Source organism: Paeniglutamicibacter terrestris (assembly GCF_012271785.1).
GTDB lineage: Bacteria > Actinomycetota > Actinomycetes > Actinomycetales > Micrococcaceae > Paeniglutamicibacter > Paeniglutamicibacter terrestris.
Genome location: NZ_JAAWVT010000002.1, coordinates 126,693 through 146,486, shown reverse-complemented (window position 1 = coordinate 146,486; position 19,794 = coordinate 126,693). Strand labels below are relative to the sequence as shown.

The 19,794-nt window shown below is 63.6% G+C and carries 14 protein-coding genes; 2 read left to right on the top strand and 12 right to left on the bottom strand.

Annotation, left to right across the window (positions count from 1 at the left end; translation table 11 throughout):
• Window positions 1–6: 6 nt before the first annotated feature.
• From HED64_RS06395 to HED64_RS06355, 9 genes are all read right to left on the bottom strand, one after another.
• Window positions 7–3,828 (bottom strand): DNA helicase, encoded by a 3,822-nt coding sequence (locus HED64_RS06395; protein WP_210149334.1) that lies wholly within the window; start codon window positions 3,826–3,828, stop codon window positions 7–9.
• A 296-nt stretch (window positions 3,829–4,124) separates the two neighbouring features.
• Window positions 4,125–5,711 (bottom strand): glutamine-hydrolyzing GMP synthase, encoded by a 1,587-nt coding sequence (guaA, locus tag HED64_RS06390; RefSeq protein ID WP_168151252.1) that lies wholly within the window; start codon window positions 5,709–5,711, stop codon window positions 4,125–4,127.
• Window positions 5,712–5,996: 285 nt separating this feature from the next.
• Entirely contained in the window at window positions 5,997–7,805 is a 1,809-nt protein-coding gene (locus HED64_RS06385) for an HNH endonuclease signature motif containing protein (protein WP_168151251.1), read from the bottom strand.
• Window positions 7,806–8,025: 220 nt separating this feature from the next.
• The gene (locus HED64_RS06380; protein WP_168151250.1) at window positions 8,026–8,490 is read right to left on the bottom strand and encodes a DUF3817 domain-containing protein; all 465 of its coding nucleotides are present in this window, start codon (window positions 8,488–8,490) and stop codon (window positions 8,026–8,028) included.
• Complete coding sequence (locus HED64_RS06375; protein ID WP_168151249.1) at window positions 8,487–9,479, bottom strand: SURF1 family cytochrome oxidase biogenesis protein; 993 nt, start codon at window positions 9,477–9,479, stop codon at window positions 8,487–8,489. The genes HED64_RS06380 and HED64_RS06375 overlap by 4 nt, the downstream gene beginning before the upstream one ends.
• A 228-nt stretch (window positions 9,480–9,707) precedes the next feature.
• The gene (locus HED64_RS06370) at window positions 9,708–10,208 is read right to left on the bottom strand and encodes a PTS sugar transporter subunit IIA (protein ID WP_168151248.1); all 501 of its coding nucleotides are present in this window, start codon (window positions 10,206–10,208) and stop codon (window positions 9,708–9,710) included.
• Between the two features lie 260 nt (window positions 10,209–10,468).
• Window positions 10,469–11,614 carry a GuaB3 family IMP dehydrogenase-related protein gene (locus tag HED64_RS06365; RefSeq protein ID WP_168151247.1) on the bottom strand — a complete coding sequence of 382 codons (1,146 nt, stop codon included), beginning with the start codon at window positions 11,612–11,614 and terminating at the stop codon, window positions 10,469–10,471.
• Between the two features lie 108 nt (window positions 11,615–11,722).
• The gene (locus HED64_RS06360) at window positions 11,723–12,976 is read right to left on the bottom strand and encodes a BtrH N-terminal domain-containing protein (protein ID WP_168151246.1); all 1,254 of its coding nucleotides are present in this window, start codon (window positions 12,974–12,976) and stop codon (window positions 11,723–11,725) included.
• A gap of 127 nt (window positions 12,977–13,103) precedes the next feature.
• The gene (locus tag HED64_RS06355) at window positions 13,104–13,916 is read right to left on the bottom strand and encodes a class I SAM-dependent methyltransferase (RefSeq protein ID WP_168151245.1); all 813 of its coding nucleotides are present in this window, start codon (window positions 13,914–13,916) and stop codon (window positions 13,104–13,106) included.
• Window positions 13,917–14,062: 146 nt separating this feature from the next.
• On the opposite strand from HED64_RS06355, the gene HED64_RS06350 reads away from it, so the two are divergent.
• Window positions 14,063–14,905 carry a DUF427 domain-containing protein gene (locus tag HED64_RS06350; RefSeq protein ID WP_168151244.1) on the top strand — a complete coding sequence of 281 codons (843 nt, stop codon included), beginning with the start codon at window positions 14,063–14,065 and terminating at the stop codon, window positions 14,903–14,905.
• A gap of 120 nt (window positions 14,906–15,025) precedes the next feature.
• Here HED64_RS06350 and HED64_RS06345 read toward each other — a convergent pair whose 3' ends face one another.
• Complete coding sequence (locus HED64_RS06345) at window positions 15,026–15,565, bottom strand: GNAT family N-acetyltransferase (protein ID WP_168151243.1); 540 nt, start codon at window positions 15,563–15,565, stop codon at window positions 15,026–15,028.
• Window positions 15,566–15,730: 165 nt separating this feature from the next.
• Between HED64_RS06345 and HED64_RS06340 the strand changes: the two genes are divergently transcribed.
• The gene (locus HED64_RS06340; protein ID WP_168151242.1) at window positions 15,731–16,240 is read left to right on the top strand and encodes a VanZ family protein; all 510 of its coding nucleotides are present in this window, start codon (window positions 15,731–15,733) and stop codon (window positions 16,238–16,240) included.
• 96 nt (window positions 16,241–16,336) lie between these two features.
• Here the strand turns inward: HED64_RS06340 and guaB are convergent, their stop codons facing one another.
• Complete coding sequence (guaB, locus tag HED64_RS06335) at window positions 16,337–17,842, bottom strand: IMP dehydrogenase (protein ID WP_168151241.1); 1,506 nt, start codon at window positions 17,840–17,842, stop codon at window positions 16,337–16,339.
• 240 nt (window positions 17,843–18,082) lie between these two features.
• Entirely contained in the window at window positions 18,083–19,762 is a 1,680-nt protein-coding gene (locus tag HED64_RS06330) for a glycoside hydrolase family 10-like protein (protein ID WP_168151240.1), read from the bottom strand.
• Window positions 19,763–19,794 lie beyond the last annotated feature (32 nt).

Sequence of the window (19,794 nt, the reverse complement as noted above, 5' to 3'; positions counted from 1 at the left end):
ATCCGGCTATACATCTGCCAGATCGGAGTGGGTCGAACCCGGCGCGGAGTTCTCCTCGGATTGCGCACCCGAGGAATTCGTCGCGGAGTCAGCATCGCTGTGCCCCAGGCCCAGGAAGCCGGCCAGATCCTCGGCAACACGATCGGGATCGGCGAACACATCGATGGTCCACAGTGGCACATAGCGCCAGCCCAGGGACTCAAAGAGCTGCGGTCGCAGGCGGCTGCGCTCACGTACCGTCAACTCGCGATAGCCCTGGGTTCCGTCGTACACCACGGCCAACGGCACCGCGGCACCGGTTCCGCTGACATCCAGGGCATGTGCGGCAATATCCAAGACACCGCGGTAATGCTGGGTGACGATGGCACCACGTTCGGCCAAGCGCGACATCAGATCGGTGACCAGCGCGTCCTTCAAAGGCGTGGTGGTGGCCAACATGCCCGAATCCCCGCCCAGCACCCGGCCGAGCAACTCCAGGAAGCGGTGGGCCCCAAAGCGCAGGCGGGAGAGGTCCATGTCCTGGGGCCGCAGGGCAGCAACCAGAGTCATCGACTCGCGAGCACGGGTGACGGCGTTGACGTAGAGCTCATCTCCCCCGGGCTGCGAGAGGGCACCGAAGTCGTGAACGATTTTTCCGTGTGTGGTGCGTCCATAACCCAGCGACAGGATGATGGCATCACGCTGCAATCCGGCTAGGCGATCCACGCTGGTGACCAGGAAGCGTTCCTTCTTCGCCCTGAAGTGCTTGGCAGCCCAGGGGTGGTTGGGCAACTGGACTCGGATGGCCTCGGCGATCGCCGCGGCGTGCTGACGGTTGCCGGCGATGACGGCCAGGGACTTCTCCCCGTCGCGTGCCAGTTTGGTGAAGACCAGATCCACCACACGGCGGACCTCGGCCACGTTGCTCTGCACCGATTCTCCGTCGGCACCCAGCGGGCCGGTGCCATCGGGGACATACTCGGCCATCAGTGCCGGGCTTCCGGCACCGAGGGAACGAGCCGCCGGCAAGCGAGAGAGCGAATCAGCGTAGAAGTCGTGGGAAAGCGACTCGGTCAGACCCTCGTCAATCCCCCGGTACACGGTGGAGAGTCGACGCATCGGCAACACCTGCGAGAGTGCCTCCATCGCGGAGATCGGGGCCACCACCGGACGGGTGTGTGCCGTGGGATCCACGGAAACCTCAAACGGGCGAGGTGCGCCCATCATGACGTCACCGAAGGCGATCACCTGGCTCGAACGGGAGATGGAGCCGAGCACCGAACGCAGCGACAGTGAGTCGGCATCCAGCAGGATCAGCGCGTCAAAGTCCATCGAGGCCGGAACCGCGGCGGGCACCAGCAGCGGTGAACCCACCCAGATGGGGCACAGCGAGTTGATCAGCGAGTCACCCATGGTGACGAGGTCAGCCGCGGTAGGGTCCCCCTCCTTGAGCATGGCCCGCAGTTCGCGCGAAGCGGCGCGATGATCGGCCAACGCACCCTTCCACGCCTTGGCGAGAGCCCAGCGCAACCGCGAAGCACCCGAGGCTACGTGCGCGGAGTCGGCCAAGCGGTACTCGGCCTCGAGCCGGCGCAGTTTTTCCCCATCGTTCATCGCCAGGAAGTCATCCCCGGAGATCATCGCCTCCAACGCCGACTGCCACCACGCCAAATCCAGTTCCGCCGACACCGCGTCGGGCGTGACGTTGCGTGATCGGAAATCATCCATCAGCTCACCCAGGCCGTGCTCGGCCAATTGCTCGGTGATCAGGGTGCGTTCGGGCAGCTGCTCCAGCTCGCTCTTGAATTCCAGGAGCTGGTCCATGCGCCGCAGCAACGAGCCGATGGACTCATCTCGCAGGTGACTTGCTGCGGGTTCCGGCAACATCGTTGCCAGCTTGTCCAGGCGCGCACCGGCATCCTGATAACCGGCGTTGACGTCCAACAAACCGGCCGGCACCATCGGGTGGCGTTGGCTGGTGGCGTGGTGGTGCCAAGCCATGTGCTGTTCCTGGACAGCTTCCAAGGCCGTCTGCAGATCAGCGACGTGAACACCGGGGCGCACGTAGTCCTTGGCGACCTTACGCAGGCGTGAGCGCGTCATCGAGCTCATCTCGATGCCACGTTCCCGCCGCCATGAGGAGGAAGCGGTGGCGGAGATCAAGTCTTCGACCGACTTGTCGAAAATGTCGGATTCGAACTTATCCAGCGACGAACGCACCGCGACCAGCAGATCCAGCTGTTCGCCCCACTTGTTGTAGGAGTCGGCGAGCCGGATCTCCGAGTGTGCTGCCACCTTGAGCATGTGATCGCGCAGGATCGGGAGGTCGCGGTGCAGACCGGTAACCAGATCCAGGGCGGTGTCGGTGTCGCGCTTGTTCCGCAACCGAGCCCCATACCAGGGACTGTCGGCGGAGGCGCTGATGAATGAGCCCAATTCGGCGGCGCGCTTGAGCTGTTCTGCGGTGGAGGCACGGTTGGGGATGGAGTCCAGCACCGAACGCTTGAGCCGCACCGTGGTGGCGGGCGCCGGGCTCAGCGAACTGAGTCGGGCGAGTTCCTGCATCGCCTTATAGGGCGAGCATCCCCAGCGGGCTCGGGTTGAATGCAACGAGCGCACGTGGTCAAGGAGCGTGTGGCGGTGCTCGCGCAGCGTGGTGTGCAACGAGCTCAGTGCGGGCTCGGTGGCCCGTTCATTGCGCAGGATGGCCCGGGTGAGCAACTCGCGCAGCGGCTCCGGGTCTTCCTCGGGTGAGAGCAGCAGGGCCGTGCCCGCGAGGTCCAGTGCGGCGAAACGCTCAACAAATTCTTCGGCGCTGGCGCGGCGTTCGGCGATGACCAGCACTCGTTTGCCGGCTGCTGCCAAAACTGCGGCGGCGTTCAGCGCGGTTTGTGTCTGGCCACTTCCGGCCGGTGCGCTGACTGCCACCGACTCGCCGGATTCAACGAGGTCAAGGACCGCCTGCTGAGATTCATCGGCATCCAACAACAGCAATTCTTCGGCCGGGTCACGGTGATCGCTGGTCCGCGTTGAGCCGCCGGAGCTGTGTGCGCCGGCGGTGTTGGTGGACCGCTTCGTCGCAGCTGCAGTGCCGCTGCCCTGAGTAGTGGCCGGGCCCGTGCTGGCGGCAGCTTCGGTGCGCTTGGTTTCGGCTTCAAGGAGCGATGCCAGCACCGGGTGCTTGAGGTTCAGTGTGCCAGGATCCGCCGGGTCCGCGAGATCGGCAAAGGTGGAAATGAGCAGTCGGTGGGCAATGACCATGCCCGATACGTCGGCCACCTGCGAACGCAGGGCGTCCATTGCACGGGTCGGGTCAAAGCGTGCGATCGAATAGGCAGCGGCGTTCAGTGCTTCAACGTCGATCTCAACGTGGTGCTGGCGCTTGAAGTAGCGCATGAGGGCCGGCGAGCATTCTGCCCTGCCCATCAGCTGAAGTTCAAAGTCGTCCTGGTCTTCGCGCACCGAGAGCACGATGCGACCAAGCATGATGGGGGCGTTAAACTGCTCGCTGCGCCCCTCGTGGACCGCACGCCAGTTGGCTTGTCCGGCGGAGAGGTATCCAACGTCGATGCCGCGCTCGTCCCAGAGCTCACGGATCTTGCCGCGTAGCGCCTCTGCTGTGCGCCGTGCGGAATCGTATTGGTCCGAGTCGCGCAGCAGCGTTGAGAGCCGAGTGCGTCGTCCGGCCAAGAACTGAGCCAACCCCGAGGGATGTGCGTGGGTGATGTCGATGCTGTTGGACACCGAGGGCGCGAACCGCAACAACGTGTCGGTTCCCACCCCTGGACCCAGGGAGTCAACCCACGTGGAGACCAATTCATCTGCGTGTTGCTGGTGCTCTGCCACCATACCGTCCCTTCGCCTTTGCCTGAATGCTGCCGATCCCGTATCGCGCATTGCCATGCGGGTACATTCAGCCTTTACCAACCTAATGCAAGATCGCACCGTGGCGCCGAACCGAAACACGTTGACGGCACCACTGTTCTGTCTCATGAGTCCGAACCGGCCCCACGACACCCTTGGCTGCCCCACCCGGCGCACTCCACCGAGTGCGTCGAAAGCTGGGCCGCTAATAAAAAGAGCAGGGGAAAGCCCGCTTAGGCTTCCCCCTGCTCCGTGCCGTCGGCGTGATTACGCCGTCGGGCTTACTCCCATTCGATGGTTCCTGGTGGCTTGGACGTTACGTCCAGCACCACGCGGTTGACCCCGTCGACTTCGTTGGTGATTCGGTTGGAGATTTTCGCCAACAAATCGTACGGCAGGCGTGACCAGTCTGCGGTCATGGCGTCCTCGCTGGACACCGGACGCAGGACGATCGGGTGACCGTAGGTACGGTGGTCACCCTGCACGCCCACTGAACGCACGTCGGCCAGAAGAACGACCGGCATCTGCCAGACTTCCTCATCCAGACCTGCTGCGGTCAGTTCGGCGCGAGCAATCGCGTCGGCCTTGCGCAGCAGTGTCAGTCGTTCCTCGTTGACCGCACCGATGATGCGGATACCTAGGCCGGGGCCCGGGAACGGCTGGCGCATGACGATCTCGGCCGGAAGACCAAGCTGCTTACCCACGGCACGGACCTCGTCCTTGAAGAGCGCACGAAGCGGCTCAACAAGTTCGAAGTCCAGGTCCTCGGGCAGGCCACCGACGTTGTGGTGGCTCTTGATGTTGCTGGCCCCCTCGCCGCCGCCGGATTCAACGACGTCCGGGTACAAGGTTCCCTGAACCAGGAACTTCACCGGCTGGCCGGAGTCGGCTGCCTCGGCAAGGATCGCGGTTTCGGCTGCCTCGAAGGCGCGAATGAATTCGCGACCGATGATCTTGCGCTTGGTTTCCGGATCCGTCACGCCGTCCAGGGCGGTTAGGAAGCGTTCGCGCTCGTCGGCGATGTAAAGCTTTGCGCCGGTAGCTGCAACGAAGTCCATTTCGACCTGTTCTGCTTCGCCTTCGCGCAGCAGACCGTGGTTGACGAACACGCAGGTGAGCTGGTTGCCGATGGCTCGCTGCACGAGGGCAGCTGCCACGGCAGAGTCAACTCCGCCGGAAAGACCACAGATGGCCCGGCCGTCGCCGACCTGGGCGCGAATCTTGTCGACCTGCTCATCAAGGATGTTTGCAGGAGTCCAGGTGGGGGTTAGCCCGGCACCGTTGTACAGGAAGTTCTCCAGAACTTGCTGGCCGTGGGCCGAGTGCTTGACCTCCGGGTGCCACTGCACGCCGTAGAGGCGCTTGGCCTCGTTGGCGAATGCGGCAACAGGTGCACCTGCGGTGGTGGCCAGAACTTCGAAGCCCTCGGGGGCCTTCGAAACGGAATCGCCGTGGCTCATCCATACGTTCTGGTTTTCGGGCATGCCGGCCAGGATGGAGCGTGCTGCTCCGGAGGCGGTGGCATCGGTTGCACCGTATTCGCGCAATCCGGTTTCGGCGACGACTCCGCCGAGGGCATTGGCCATGGCTTGGAAGCCATAGCAGATGCCCAGGACCGGTACACCTGCCTCAAACAGGTCGGCACCGACGCTCGGGGCACCGTCGGCGTAAACGCTCGAGGGGCCTCCGGAGAGGATGATTGCCGCCGGGTTCTTGGCGAGAATCTGTTCGGTGGTGAAGGTATGCGGGACGATCTCCGAATACACGTTGGCTTCGCGTACACGCCGAGCAATCAGCTGTGCGTACTGGGCCCCGTAATCGACGACCAGAACCGGCTGTTGCTCTGGGGTGCTGGGAGTGTTAGTCACGCGCCTAAGCTTAGCCGCCCGAAGAGCCCGCTTGCATCCCGAACACCCGCAGGGTGACGCAAACTACTTTGTTGGGCGACTTGGGCGCTTCATCTGCCACACGCTCGCATGAAAAAGTCACTGAGCATTGGGGCGAGTACCGCTCATTGGATGGAACTAAGCCTGCTCCAAAACGGCAGTCGTTCGTTGCCGGTGGAGGTCGCCGGCCCACACACCGCCGGACTGGGCCAGAGGTGCGAGACGGCTAGCAGTGTTGGACGCACGGCCATTGGGAGTCATCGCGTGTTAGTCGGTGAATAGTGGTGGGATAAACCCCACCGTCCGCAACTCCGGATGCCACCACAAATTACGTTCCGGATCACCACGCGGCTGACCCGCCCGAGCAACCACATACGGAATCCCGTCGATCATCCTCAGCGTGATCAACCCCGCATGAATCTGCAAATGATGATAACCACACGTCAAGGCCCCATTATCAACACTTGTCACCCCGCCATCTAGCCAAGACTTCACATGATGAGCCTCGGTGGTGGACGCCGGACGATGACATCCCGGGATGCAACACCCTCGATCACGTATCGCTAGGGCTTTGCGCTGGGCCGGGGAGAAGCCGCGCACCTCACGACCCAAATCCAGAATCTCACCCTTACTGCCCAGCACCGCGGGCAAAATCCCAGCATCACAAGCCAGTCGACGAATATTCTCCGCCGAAATGACCCGGCCGTGCCCGGTGATGCCCGCAGTTTCGCACTGGCCCAGGAGAGATTGATAGTCGATCAGCACCCCGACCCTGACCGGTAGGCCACCGGATTCACTCAGGGCGGTACCGGTGAGCGATCCGTTGATCGAGGCAATGATGCCATCGAGTAAGAGTTGCGGGGTAGTGCGTGTATCCACCAAACCCAGCATCTCACCGGTGCTGGTGTTGGTGTAGTTGGTGTTATCTGTGCCGTTGCTGGTCGGTACCCCATCGACCCACGAACTCAGCGGAACCTGATCCGGGGCCGTCCCCGGGGCAATCGCCCACGCCGGAGCCGGAATCCCGGCAGGTGCCACGGGGCGGGTCACGGGCTTGCGAGCGTCGCGATGCTCAGTACTGTCCGATCCGCCGCGACTGAGACGATCAGTGCTCGGGCCGGCGGTGGAAGCGGAAACCGGTGGGACTTTGTTCGAGCGTGGGTTGGACCAGGCTTCACCAAACGACTCAATCGATTCGGCATCGATCGGGTCACACCTCAGCAGATACTCAGCGAAGCCTTCGCGCACGCCGCGGTAGAACATGCCCCGCTTGGCCCGAATCTCTTCATCGGTCATCGGTGCCCCGTTCGTTTCCAGGTAGGCACCCCAATCGCTCAGGGCCTTGTGCGCGTTTCGAGGTTCGGCGGTGCGCGCCTCGTGGGCCAGGGATTCTTCGATGGCGGTGTTCAGCTGCGAAGCGTCTTCGCGTTGGTGGATGCGCGGCTGCATGCCTTCCAGCCGTCCGGCCAGTTGGGCGAGGTTGCCAACATCCGCGGTTCCATCGGCTGCTGCCTGCGCCAACACCGGAAAGAGCGGAGGAGCCAGGATCGACTCCGTACCCACGGTGCCAAAGGTGGTGGAGGGGGCATTGGCTGGTCCCGAGAGCACGGTAGCAAGTCCCGGTGTTGGGGCGGGGGCGACCAACAGGCGTGCACCGGTGAGTCGGCGGCGGGCCTCGGAGGCGCAGATGTGGAGGTGGGCTTGGAGGTAGGCGGCGGTATTGCGGTGCTGTGCCATGCCCGTGCACATCCGCTCCGCTGGTACGTCGGTGGTGCCATCTACGAGGGCTTGTGGGGTGGCGGCGAGGGCATCAAGATGAGCGGCGGTCTCGGGGTCCAGGCGGTAGATCTGGTTGACCTCGGCGTGGAAGGTGGCGTGGAGTTGGCCGTAGGCGATGGTGCGTTGGGTGTTCTCGAGCAGGCCCAGGATTAGGGCGCTGGAGGCCGCGTCGGGGTTCAGGGTGGTGAGTTCTTCCAGGGTCGAGCGCGCGTGAAGGAGGACCGCGGCCAGGTTCCTGACCGTGGTACTGATGCGTGCTTGCCTCCCTGAGGCGCTGGGTGCGGCGGAAGAATTCATGGACCCAGTCTGCGCCGCGGCTAATGGGTGAACTATGGAGACGCCGGCGGCTGGGGAGAAGGGCCCGGGTAAAGCCGGAGGTCGGGATCAACCGGTGCGGGGAAGTGAATCAGGTGACCCGTGAGCTAGGGTTCGGTTCGGTAGACACCGGGCATGAAAATGGGCGGTCGGCGCCGCAGTTAGCTGCGTCGTCGACCGCCCACAAAAGTGAGGTGCAGGATTAGTACCGCTTGGCGGCCTGCGGGTGCGAGGCCAATTCGCGCTCAACTTCGCCGTGCACCTTCTTCTCCATGAAGAAGGAGAGCAGTGGCACCACGCCGCCCAGGGCGATGGTGATGAAACGGCTGAATGGCCAGCGCATCAGGGACCACAGACGGAAATCGGCTAGCAGGTAAACCACGTACATCCAGCCGTGGACGATCAGGATCATCAACGAGATGTTGACGCCTCCACTGATGTCTCCGCGGTTGACTAGGCCCAAGGCGTTAGAGGTGCCATCAATCATGGTTCCACCAACAAAGAGCTCCAGCTCCCAGATGTACTTCACGATCATTTCTGCGCAGAGCAGCAGCAACATCACACCGGTGGCGTAGGCCAGCACCTTGTAGAAGTTCGAAGCGCTGCGGATCTGGGAAGGAGTTCCGGCAAAGCGGCGCAGTTTGGGAGCGGATTTTTCTTCGGTCACGACTGGTCCTTGGGTGAGGTGTGAGGTGCTTCGGTCAGTGGCATCTGAGTCGGAGATTCCACGGTGTGAGAGTCTTCGGTCTGAGACTCTGCGGTGTGAGGCTTTGCCGTTTCAGGTTCTGCAACCTGCGGCTCTTCGGTTTGTGCTGAGGCAGCATCGGATGAGCCGGCGCGGGTATCCCGCGCCACGGCGCGACCGTAGACCGTGGCGGGATCAATACCCGCCGCAAGTGCTGCGGCATCGGCAATGTCTTCCCGCACACGACGGTAATCATCTGCCACCAACCGGTACCAGAGGAACACCGCGAAGCCGGCGAAGACCACCCACTCGATGCCGTAGAAGATGTTCAGCCAGTTCAGCTGGGTTTCCTGCGGCTGCGGGCCAACATCGACCTGAGTCAGACCCGTCGCGGCGGCCGAAACATCAACACCATTCGCCCCGGTCATGGGCCCGGCCACGATGAATGCGCTGTAGGCCGGCACGTCCCAGATGTTGATGAGTTCGGCGACGGAGAGCGATTCGTAAGAGATCTGCCCGAGATCACGAGCCAGCGGGGCTTCGGTGGGCAATAGTCGACCGGTGAGTTTGATGGTGCCGCTCGGCGCGGGGGCCGGGGCACTTTCATCGGGCTGCCAACCGCGCACCACGGCAATGGTGTTTGAGTCCGGGGCACCATCAACCAAGAAGGAGCCAACAACCCAGTAGCCGGATTTGTCGTCCTGGATTCGAGAGCTGATCAATACCTGTTTGCCCGGCAGGAAGGACCCGGTGGCGGTGACCATTTGGTCGGCGCTGGAGGCCATCATGTCCGTGGCCGGGGTGATGTGGCTGGTGAGCGCCACGACCTGCTCGGTGGTGCTCGCCGGGGGCGGCGGTGCGGTTTCGGAGCGGTTGAACTGCCATTGACTCAGCAGGACAAAGCCCGTGGCAACTACGAGGGCGCCAATCAGGGCAAGGATCCAGCGGGGTTTAAGGGCAGTTTTCAGCACACTACCACCGTACTTCGATTGTGTGTAGAAGAGCCAATGGAACTATTTCCCGCGCAGCTTCGTTCACGGCAGGATCCGGGCCGGCACGCCGGGGCTGCGGCCGCGGGATCTGGCTCCCAAGCAGTGCTGCATCTTGCCCATCATGCTGGGCCGCTCCTGCGCCATCGGTGATGCGGATTACATCTGCGCAGCACTATGGTTGCGCAGGTGGCGCAACAGGGAGGTGAATTAGACCGCTGAGAAGTCGACCGTCGAATTGACCAGTTCGGCGATGACCTCGGGGTCATGCGATCGGCGCAACGACTCCCGGAAGCTGTCCTTGGCCAAGGACCTGGCCAGTGCGGCGAGCATCGTGAGATGCTCGGAATAGCTGGTGGCGGGGGTGGCCAGCAGCAACACCACGTGCGCATCGCCGTCCCGGGCACCGAAGTCCAGCGAGTTGCCGAAGGCCAGAACTCCCACGGCAATGCTGGGCAGCACCACGTGCGAACTTCGGGCGTGAGCGACCCCGACTCCCCCGGGCAGTGCGGTGGCCAGCTGATGCTCATAACTACGCACATCGCTCAGGAACCCGTCCAGATCCAGCACCCGAGAAGTCTCAACCAGGGTCGCGGCCAGCGCGGCGACGGCATCGTTGCGTGAGGGCGCCGCGAATTCGAGCACCACCATCTCGGCGGTGGTGATGGCCTGGGAATCGGCGTCGTCCGCCGGGGACAAAGTGGGGGTCATGGCATCGATTCGGGAGCAGTGGGTGTGGTGGGCGTGGCGGCGCGAGGGTCGCTGGGGCCCGGCACGCCGTTGCTGTGTAGCGTACACGCCGCCGCAGCGCGTACGTGGCACAAAGAGGCCGCGCGTGGGAAGAATCACCGACAGCCAGCTGCCTTGCTTCGTCGAACACAAAGGCCGGGCATCGAGTCGAACGTCCTCGTTATCTGGAGGTTGTTCGGCTGGCTGCCCGGCCGTGGTGGTCTCGAAATGACCCGGAGGTACTAGTCGGCCTCGTAGGGGGAAATGACCACGTCGACGCGCTGGAATTCCTTCAAATCCGAGTAGCCGGTGGTGGCCATCGAACGGCGCAGTGCACCAACGATGTTTGAGGTGCCATTGGTGTGGTTCGAGGGCCCAAAGAGCAGCTGCTCAAGTGGTGCCACGGTACCGACCTTGACCCGGTCCCCACGTGGGTTGTTCTCGTGCGTGGCCTCCATGCCCCAGTGCCAGCCGGCTCCCGGTGCTTCCTCGGCGCGAGCCAGGGCGGTGCCGAGCATCACTGCGTCGGCGCCCATGGCGATGGCCTTGACGATGTCACCGCTGGTGCCCAGACCGCCATCGGCGATCACGTGCACGTAGCGTCCACCGGATTCATCCATGTAGTCACGGCGTGCCGCGGCCACGTTGGAGATGGCGGTGGCCATCGGTGCGTGGATGCCCAACGCGCGGCGAGTGGTGCCCGAGGCTCCGCCACCGAAGCCGACCAAAACGCCGGCCGCGCCGGTACGCATCAGGTGCAGTGCCGGGGTGTAACCGGCGGCGCCGCCCACGATGACCGGGACGTCGAGCTCGTAGATGAACTGCTTGAGGTTCAGCGGTTCGTGGGTCTTGGACACGTGCTCCGCTGAGACGGTGGTGCCGCGGATGACAAAGATGTCAACACCGGCAGCGAGAACGGTCTTGTAATGTTCCTGGGTGCGCTGCGGGGTCAGGGACCCGGCAACCGTCACTCCGGCGTCGCGGATCTGCGCCAAGCGGGCGGTGATCAGCTCCGGAACGATGGGAGCGGAGTACAGCTCCTGCAGGCGCTTGGTGATGGCCGGATCAAAGTGTCCGCCGTTGGCGGACTTCAGTGCGGCAATTTCTTCAAGCACCTTGGTCGGATCCTCGTAGCGGGTCCACAGACCCTCGAGGTTCAGCACCCCCAGTCCGCCGAGCTTGCCCAGGGCGATGGCGGTGTCCGGGGACATGACCGAGTCCATGGGTGCGCCAAGGATCGGGGTCTCGAATTTGTAGGCGTCGATCTGCCAGGCCACCGAGACATCGTGCGGGTCACGGGTGCGGCGGTTGGGAACAATCGCCACATCGTCGAGGGAATACGCCTGGGCAGCGCGCTTGGAGCGGCCGATTTCAATCTCGTAAGTCACCGCACCACCCTATCAGCACGCAGGGCGGGGACCGCGCTCGCACCGAGCCCGATCCCCGCCATGACGATGATTAGCATCCGGGATCCGGTCCCCGATGCTCGTGAGGACTTATTCGCGCGGTGCTCCCAGGGTGGCCACGGTGGCCGCCAGGGCGGTGGCGGCGCGAGTCTCCGCCGCGGCGATGATCTCCAGCTGGTCGGCGAGCACAGCGAAGTGTCCCGAGCGCTGTTCCGGATCGATATCCGGGTCAATCAGATCGGTGAAGACGATCCAGTCCTGGGCCAGATGCGCATAATCTGCCGCGTGCGCGCCCAGTGCTTCAAGGCCCGGGAGCTTTGCGGCCTCGGTGAGGAAGTCTGCATACTGCCCACGCAACGCACCCACCCCGCCAAAACGGGTATCGGTGAGGAAACCCAGCACCTGGCTCAAGCCGGAGGACAGGCGAACGGGTTCGGCAAAGATCCGCGTCCAGCCCTTGGCGGTGGTGGTATCGCGCAGCTTCTCCGCCCAGTTGCTCATGCCCAGCACACCAAAGTTCTTCGCGAAGTGTGCCGGGATGCCCTCCAGCTCGCTGGTACCCAGCAGGCGTGCGGTTGTCTGTGTGATGGCCTCACGCACATTGTTCACCAGCGTGATGGTGTCCGGCCCGGTGCTTTCAGGGACCCAGGCTTGCCAGTGCTTATCCTTCTTCCGCTTGGACCGGGCGAAGGCCAGGTCCGCGGGTGAGATCGGGGTTAGTGAGCCGGATCCGTCATCGATCAGCAGGTCATCCTCGTGTTCCCCGACCACGACCAGGTCGATGGAATCGGATTCCTCCACGGCGTCGCCATCAATCCAGGGCAGGGCGGCAACGGAGGCGCGCACCACCACGGCACGGCCGGCATCCAGCCCCACATCCAGGTAATCAGCGGCCAGTCGGGCACTGCCGGTGGTGCGTTCGCTGATGGTCGCTCCGCAGCGCGCCAAAAGGTTAGCGGTGTAGGGCTCGGGGTGCGCCCGGGTTACGACCGTTGCGGTGGTCATTTCCTCGTAAACGAAGGTGAAGGCCATGAAGCCGATGCCGCCGGCCAGTCCGGCCAGCAGTGCCTCCGAGAGCGGCTCGCCGCTGATCGGGTGGGTGACCCCGGCCTGGGTGAGCACGCGGTGCCAGAGTCCGGCATCGTACTGGAGAACGTTCTGCGGTGCCGGGTACTCGGGCAATTCCGCCTCTTGGGCGGCCGCAGCGGCTGCCGCCGCGTCCTCGGCACTTGCCGGACGGTTGGGCTTGGCGGCGAGGATCGCCTTGCGTGCGGTGGTGTAACTCTCACCGGTACGATCCATGCGCGTACGGGTGAGCTTTTTCAGGTTCTTCGGCTGGGCCACGGTGTGCTCCTTAGATATTGCGTGCGCGCAGGCGCGGGACTTCCCGCACGCCGGTCGCTCAGCGCCAAGGAACCATTCTATCTGTGGTGACACCCCGCCCACGTCAGTGCCGCGGCCGGGGCCCGCGCTAGCGCACCGCGTGGATCAGTCGCGGATCTAGCTCGCCGGCCTCGATGGCGCCGAGCACGTTGGCGATGCGGTGCATCGGATCGGTGCCCAACAGGATCGGGGAACCCAGCGGTGTGGGGTTCGCACGCTGGGCGCTCTGCGCCGCTGCCATCTGCTGGCGCACGGCCTGACTCATCGAGGTATCGGAGCTCACGCTGAAGCCCGCGGTGTGCAGATATTTGCGGTACGACGCATCACTCTCAACATGGGAGGACGCTGCGGCATCGGCCCACGGCATGGGGAAGGCGAGCTGGTTGGTACCCATCAGATCGAACACGCCAAAAACGCCGCCGGGGCGCAGCAGGCGATAAACCTCGTTAAAGACCGCTTGTTTGTCCGCCAGGTTCATCCCCACATGCAGCAAGGTCGCGGCGTCAAAGGAGGAGGCCGGCAGCCCGGTATCGGCCCCGGAGGCCTCCAACATCGTGATCGAGCCGCCGAGCCCACTGGCCAGGTTCAGTTCACGGGCCAGGATGACAAACTCGTGTGTGACATCCACGCCCGTGACCACCGCACCACGTTGCGCAAATAGCCGCGCCGGCCCTCCAATGCCGCTACCCACGTCCAGGACCCGGGTGCCCAGGCCTATGCCCAGGGCACGAGCCACCTCGGTGGTGGAGGCCAGGCCACCGGAATGGAAGTGATCGGCCTCCCCCAGATCCCCGGGCAGCAGTACCGCCGGTTCCCTCCCCGCCGCGCGCAGCGCCTCATGCAGTCGTTCGCGCAGGTCCCCGCTGGTGTAGCGCTTGATGGATTCCTCGGTGTCGCTCATCACTGACTCCTCGCTGCGCGGAGGCTACTTCCCGGCACTGGCCGGGCGTGCGCTGCCCCCTGGTGTGCCCCATGATAGGCCTCACCGGGGACCGCGTCACGGGTGTGATCATTGCACCGATCTGCATCGGCTGCGCGAGGCTCCCCATGTCCGTTGACCATGGCTGCGCGAAGGCGCATACTGACGCCGTGGCCACCCGAATTTCTCACCTATTAGCTGCTTCTTTTCCCGCTCTGAGGTACGAACCCACCGCGAAGCGGGTGCGTGCCAGTTGCGCCGGTGACCTCGTGGTGGATACGCGCGGTGCCGTCTTGGTCTGGGAACCGCAACGCATCGTGCCGATCTATGCCGTGCCGGAATCGGCTCTCGTGGTTCCTCTCACCACCTCGGGCGTGGCACCACAACCCGTCCCGGCAAGCGCGAGGATGTTAACTCCCGATGATGCCTTTGCGCTGCACACCACCGCGGGCACGCCCCTGGACCTTGAGCTCCCCGGGCGTCTGCTTGAAGCCGCAGCCTTCCGGCCAGCGGATCCGGATCTGGCTCACCTCGTGTTGCTGGATTTTGCGGCCTTCGACTGGAGGGAGGAGGACGCTGCCATTCACACACATCCACGTGATCCCTTCCACCGAGTGGACATCCTGGCTAGCAGCAGCCACGTACGGGTGGAGCTTGAGGGCATGGTGCTGGCCGATTCCACCCGACCGCTTTTACTTTTTGAGACGCACCTGCCTCCACGGTATTACCTGCCGCGGGCGGATGTGAGATTTGATGCATTGGTCGCCACGCAGACCTCGAGCAGCTGCCCCTATAAGGGAACGGCCAACTACTGGGCACCGGGCAGCGGAGGCAAGAACGTGGCGTGGTCCTATGCCCATCCGTTGCCCGAATCGGCCGCCATCGCCGCCCACGTTGCCTTTTATAACGAACGCATCGACATCATCGTTGATGGGCAGCGTTTGCCCCGCCCAATCACCCCCTTCGGCTAAGTGCCGCCACGAGTGCTGGGTGAGACCGGATGGTGGATTGAGGACCGAATTGGATCAAACCGGATGGTGGATTGAGGCCGGAGGTGACCGACAGCTCTCCAGTGTTGCGGAGAACGCGCCTTAGCTCAGCGTGATCGCATAACAGTGCTCTAACAGCGGTGGGGTGAATCTGGGATCCGTTTTGGTCATCGCTGTATCGTGCCAGCCATGGCGCAGGTAGAGGTCGATGGCACGCTGGTTTCCATCGGCCACCCACAGATAGGCCCGCCGATAGCCCAATGCCAGCAATTGCTCACTGGCAGCAGACAAGAGTGCGCTGCCCAGCCCGCGACCCCAGGCATCGGGGTGCAGGTTCAACGCGAAAAGCTCGCCGGTATCGGGCTGAGGCATATCTCGGGGTTCACCCACCTGGCAGAAGCCCACCACATGGTCGGCGGAAATGATGACCAGCGGCGGGACCCCGGCACCGCGCACTAGCGTTTCTCTCCAGCTGTCGCCGATCCGCTGCTCATCCATCGCGTCTAGGAAGTCCTGCCCAATGATCCCTCGGTAGGCGGCACGCCATGCCGCGACTAGGGCTCGAGCCATGGGTGCCGCATCCGTCACGGTGGCTTCGCGCACGATGACCGAGGATGAGCCGAGTTCGGGTTCAGGATCCATGGGGTTGAGCGTATCGCAGGGAGCGTCTTGGACGGCTGGCCCATGGGCAGGAATAGTTAACGCTAAAGTCTGTGGAGTAAACTGGCTAGACGCCGGATGATGCTAGCTCAGGATCACTTTTGGCTCACTTCGCCGCAACCGAGAACGCCGAACCGACTGGGCACGATGAACAAAACGCAGCTTCGTATCGCGCTGGTCCTCGCCGTCCCCTACGTGCTGGCACTGTTGCTGATCGCCTTTTGGCCAACGCCGGTGGATCGGCCGGCCAGCGGAACCATCACGCAGGCGATTCGGTGGCTCCATGCCCACGGTATGCCCCAGTACATCGGTTACAACAAGATCGAGTTCGCCGCGAACATCGCCCTTTTTATGCCCTTTGGTTACATCGCCAGCATCTGGGGCCGCAAGTGGTGGCACCCGATGTTGGCGGGTTTTGCCACATCATTCCTGATTGAACTGGGCCAGGAAATTTTGCTGCCCGAACGCGTCTCCTCGCTGCTTGATGTGGTGGCCAACGCGATGGGCGCCGCCCTGGGCTCTCTCTGTTTCTGGCTGGTGCGGATCCTTCACGAACGACGTACCGCTCGCTCCGATCCCGAAGAACACCGCATGGGTATCACCGAGTTGCTGCAGCACCAGCCCAACAGCACACCCGAAGATCCGGCGCTGCGCTAACCCCGTCACCGGTGGCCACCCGGGGAGAAACGACACGGGCCCCGGTCACCGAGCTCAAGGAGCTGGCGGCCGGGGCCCGTTAGTGGTGCTGCGTGCTTAGCGCGAACGGTAGTTCGGTGCCTCGACGGTCATCATGATGTCGTGCGGGTGTGATTCCTTCAGGCCCGCGGCGGTGATGCGCACGAACTTTCCACGGTTCTTCAGCTCGGGGATGGTGCGTCCGCCGACGTAGAACATGGTCTGGCGCAGGCCGCCCACCAACTGGTGTGACACGGCCGAGAGTGGGCCACGGTACGGGACCTGACCTTCGATACCCTCGGGGATCAGCTTCTCGTTGGAGGGCACATCCGACTGGAAGTAGCGGTCCTTGGAGTAGGAGGTGTTTTTGCCGCGCGTTTCCATGGCGCCAATCGAGCCCATGCCACGGTAAGCCTTAAACTGCTTACCGTTCATGAACACCAAGTCGCCCGGGGATTCCGCGGTGCCGGCCAGCAGGGAACCGAGCATGACCGAATCGGCGCCGGCAACCAGTGCCTTGCCGATGTCGCCCGAGTGCTGCAGACCGCCGTCGGCGATCACCGGAACGCCGGCCGGGATGGCGGCCTTGGCTGCCTCGTAGATGGCGGTGACCTGCGGTACGCCAACACCGGCGACGATGCGGGTGGTGCAGATGGAGCCCGGGCCCACGCCGACCTTGATGGCGTCGGCGCCGGCATCGATCAATGCCTGGGCGCCCTCACGGGTGGCTGCCTGGCCGCCGATGACGTCCACGTGAGCCGCCGCCGGATCCTTCTTCAGGCGAGCGATCATGTCCAGCACACCCTGGGAGTGGCCGTTGGCGGTGTCAACCACCAGAACGTCGACTCCGGCGTCAATCAGCGCCATGGCACGGTCGTAACCCTCGCCGAAGAAACCAACGGCAGCGCCAACCCGCAGGCGACCCTCGTCGTCCTTGGTGGCCAGCGGGTACTGCTCGGCCTTGTCGAAGTCCTTGACGGTGATCAAGCCCTGCAGCACGCCGTGGTCATCAACCAATGGCAGCTTCTCGATGCGGTGCTTGCCCAGGAGGTTGATCACTTCCTCGCGGGGCACCCCTACCTTGGCGGTAATCAACGGCATGGCCGTCATGACCTCGTAGACCTTGGTGGTCATGTAGGTTTCGCGCGGAACAAAGCGGGTGTCGCGGTTGGTGATGATGCCCAGCAACTTGCGGTTCTCATCAACCACCGGCAGGCCCGAGACGCGGTAGTGCGCGCAGAGGTCGTCCCATTCGGCGAGCGTCGCGCCCGGGTTAACCGTCACCGGGTTGGTGATCATGCCCGATTCGCTGCGCTTAACCTGGTCCACCTGGTTGGCCTGATCCTCGATGGACAGGTTGCGGTGGATGATGCCGATGCCACCCTGGCGGGCCAGAGCGATAGCCATCGGAGCTTCCGTCACGGTGTCCATGGCCGCGGAAAGCAGCGGGATGTTGATGTTGATCCGCTTGGTCAGGCGCGTGGTGGTATCAGCCTCCGAGGGGATCACATCCGTCGGGCCGGGAAGCAGCAGGACGTCATCGTAGGTGAGGCCTTCAAAGGCAAATGGATTGAATTCAGTCACGGGGGACCTTTCACGCCGGTGCGGGGATTGATTACATCCTAGAACGCTTCACCCGTTATCAGCATTCCCGCATCCGTGGGTGTGGTGAACGCAACGTTTGAATCTCGGTGTCTGGGCCTCGACGCGGGATCACAAGGCGTCCACCGTGCGGGCACCGCGAGCCGAGGTGAGGAGGCCTTCGGGAAGAGAGCTCCCCGATTTCCTCGGCGAGCGCCGTGACTCCGCTAGCTGCTTACGGGCTTAGGCCTTGATGAAGATCGCTGTGGCATTTGTTGAGTCGATCCCGGTCTGGCTGATCGACTGGATCATGTACCAATAGGAGTGCCCGAGCACTACCCCGGTGTCCAGCCACGACTGATTTGCGGTGGTGCGCCGGCGCACCGAACGCAGGTAGGTCGCCGTGGACTGGATGTAGGGGATAACGGAGCCCGTGGATTCCCAGCGCCAGATCGCGATCTGCTTGATCGGCTCCCCGTTTGAACTGGAGATCCAGCTTAAGCGCACCGCTGATCCCTCGCGCACGGCCTGGGTGATGACCGGGGTATAGGGGCGAGTAGCGACCAGCTGAGGGTAGGCGACCGGCAGGGCGGCCCGCGCGTAGTGGGCAGCTTTGAGGATCCCGATGGAGTTGAGTTTGTTGGCTCGCACCGCGGTGGTGTTGTAGTAGATCTGGCCACGCACTGCCGGGACTCCACGGCATTTGCTGACGTGGTCGCGCAGCTCGTTGGGATCTGCCCATGCGGGCGTGGCCGGGTCCCCCACCTTGTAGGCGGCCTCCCCTGTGTAGAGCTTGACGTTGGTTCCGGCCACCTGTTTGGCCCACCAGTCGACCAGCACGTTGTAGTTGGCCGGCGCATAGCCTTGGTACCAATACAGCTGTGGAGCGATGTAGTCCACCCAGTCATACTTCACCCAGCCCCGAGTGTTGGCGTAGAGGGCCGAGTAGCTTTCCAGTCCGCTGGTGGCCGAGCCCAGGGAGCTGGAGGAGCTGTTGCGCCAGATACCGAACGGGCCGATGCCGAACACCACCCGTGGTTTGGCTGACTTGATAGCGGTGTGGGTGTCGCGAACAAACACGTTGATGTTGTTGCGTCGCCAGCTGGAAATGTCGGTGAAGGACCCCTGGTAGGTGGCGTAGGTCGACGAATCCGGGATCGAGGACCCTGATACCGGGTATGGGTAGAAATAGTCATCAAAGTGGACCCCGTCGACATCGTAGCGTTTGACCATATCGATGACCACATTGCGGATGAAGGTACGGACCGCGGGGATACCGGGGTTGTAGTAGCGGCGATTGCCGTAGGCGAAGGACCAGCTCGGATTCAAGCGTGCCGGGTGGCTAGCCACCAGGGAACTGAGCGAGGTATCCATGGACACGCGGAAAGGATTGATCCAGGCGTGCAGCGCGATACCCCGCTGGTGCGCTTGAGCGATCGCGTAGGCCAGCGGATCGTAGCCCGGGTCTTTGCCCTGGGTACCGGTGAGGTATTTGGACCATGGCTCGCCGAGCGTGGCCTTCCACATGCGGTCGGCGGCCGGGCGGACCTGCAGCAGTACCGCATTGAGGTTCCGGGAGAGCGCAAGGTCAAGGATCGAGCGTAGTTCTGCCTGTTGGGTTGCCACGCTCAGCCCTGAGCGTGAGGGCCAGTCAATGTTCACCACACTGGCGGTCCACAGAGCCCGGAACTCGGTGCGCGGGTAGGTGGTCGAGGCGAAGGTATTGCGTGAGGAGATGGTGTAGACGTGGTTACGGATGACCGCTGCCGCCGCGGGAGCCGCCAATAATCCTGGACCGAGCGCGGCAGTGGTCAGGGTGATCACCGCCGCCGATAGCACCGCCCTCCTGCTGATGGGATATTGCAGGGACAGGGACTCAGGTGCAGTTTCCGCCTTCATGGCGTAGCCTCCGTTGGTGCTCATGGGGCACGACCCTATGTACGCCACAGGACCGC

Coding starts and splice junctions, on each gene's coding strand:
- HED64_RS06395 (WP_210149334.1), bottom strand. CDS start 3,828: ATGGTGGCAGAGCACCAGCAACACGCAGATGAATTGGTCTCCACGTGG.
- HED64_RS06385 (WP_168151251.1), bottom strand. CDS start 7,805: ATGAATTCTTCCGCCGCACCCAGCGCCTCAGGGAGGCAAGCACGCATC.
- HED64_RS06370 (WP_168151248.1), bottom strand. CDS start 10,208: ATGACCCCCACTTTGTCCCCGGCGGACGACGCCGATTCCCAGGCCATC.
- HED64_RS06355 (WP_168151245.1), bottom strand. CDS start 13,916: ATGAGCGACACCGAGGAATCCATCAAGCGCTACACCAGCGGGGACCTG.
- HED64_RS06350 (WP_168151244.1), top strand. CDS start 14,063: ATGTCCGTTGACCATGGCTGCGCGAAGGCGCATACTGACGCCGTGGCC.
- HED64_RS06345 (WP_168151243.1), bottom strand. CDS start 15,565: ATGGATCCTGAACCCGAACTCGGCTCATCCTCGGTCATCGTGCGCGAA.
- HED64_RS06340 (WP_168151242.1), top strand. CDS start 15,731: ATGAACAAAACGCAGCTTCGTATCGCGCTGGTCCTCGCCGTCCCCTAC.
- HED64_RS06330 (WP_168151240.1), bottom strand. CDS start 19,762: ATGAGCACCAACGGAGGCTACGCCATGAAGGCGGAAACTGCACCTGAG.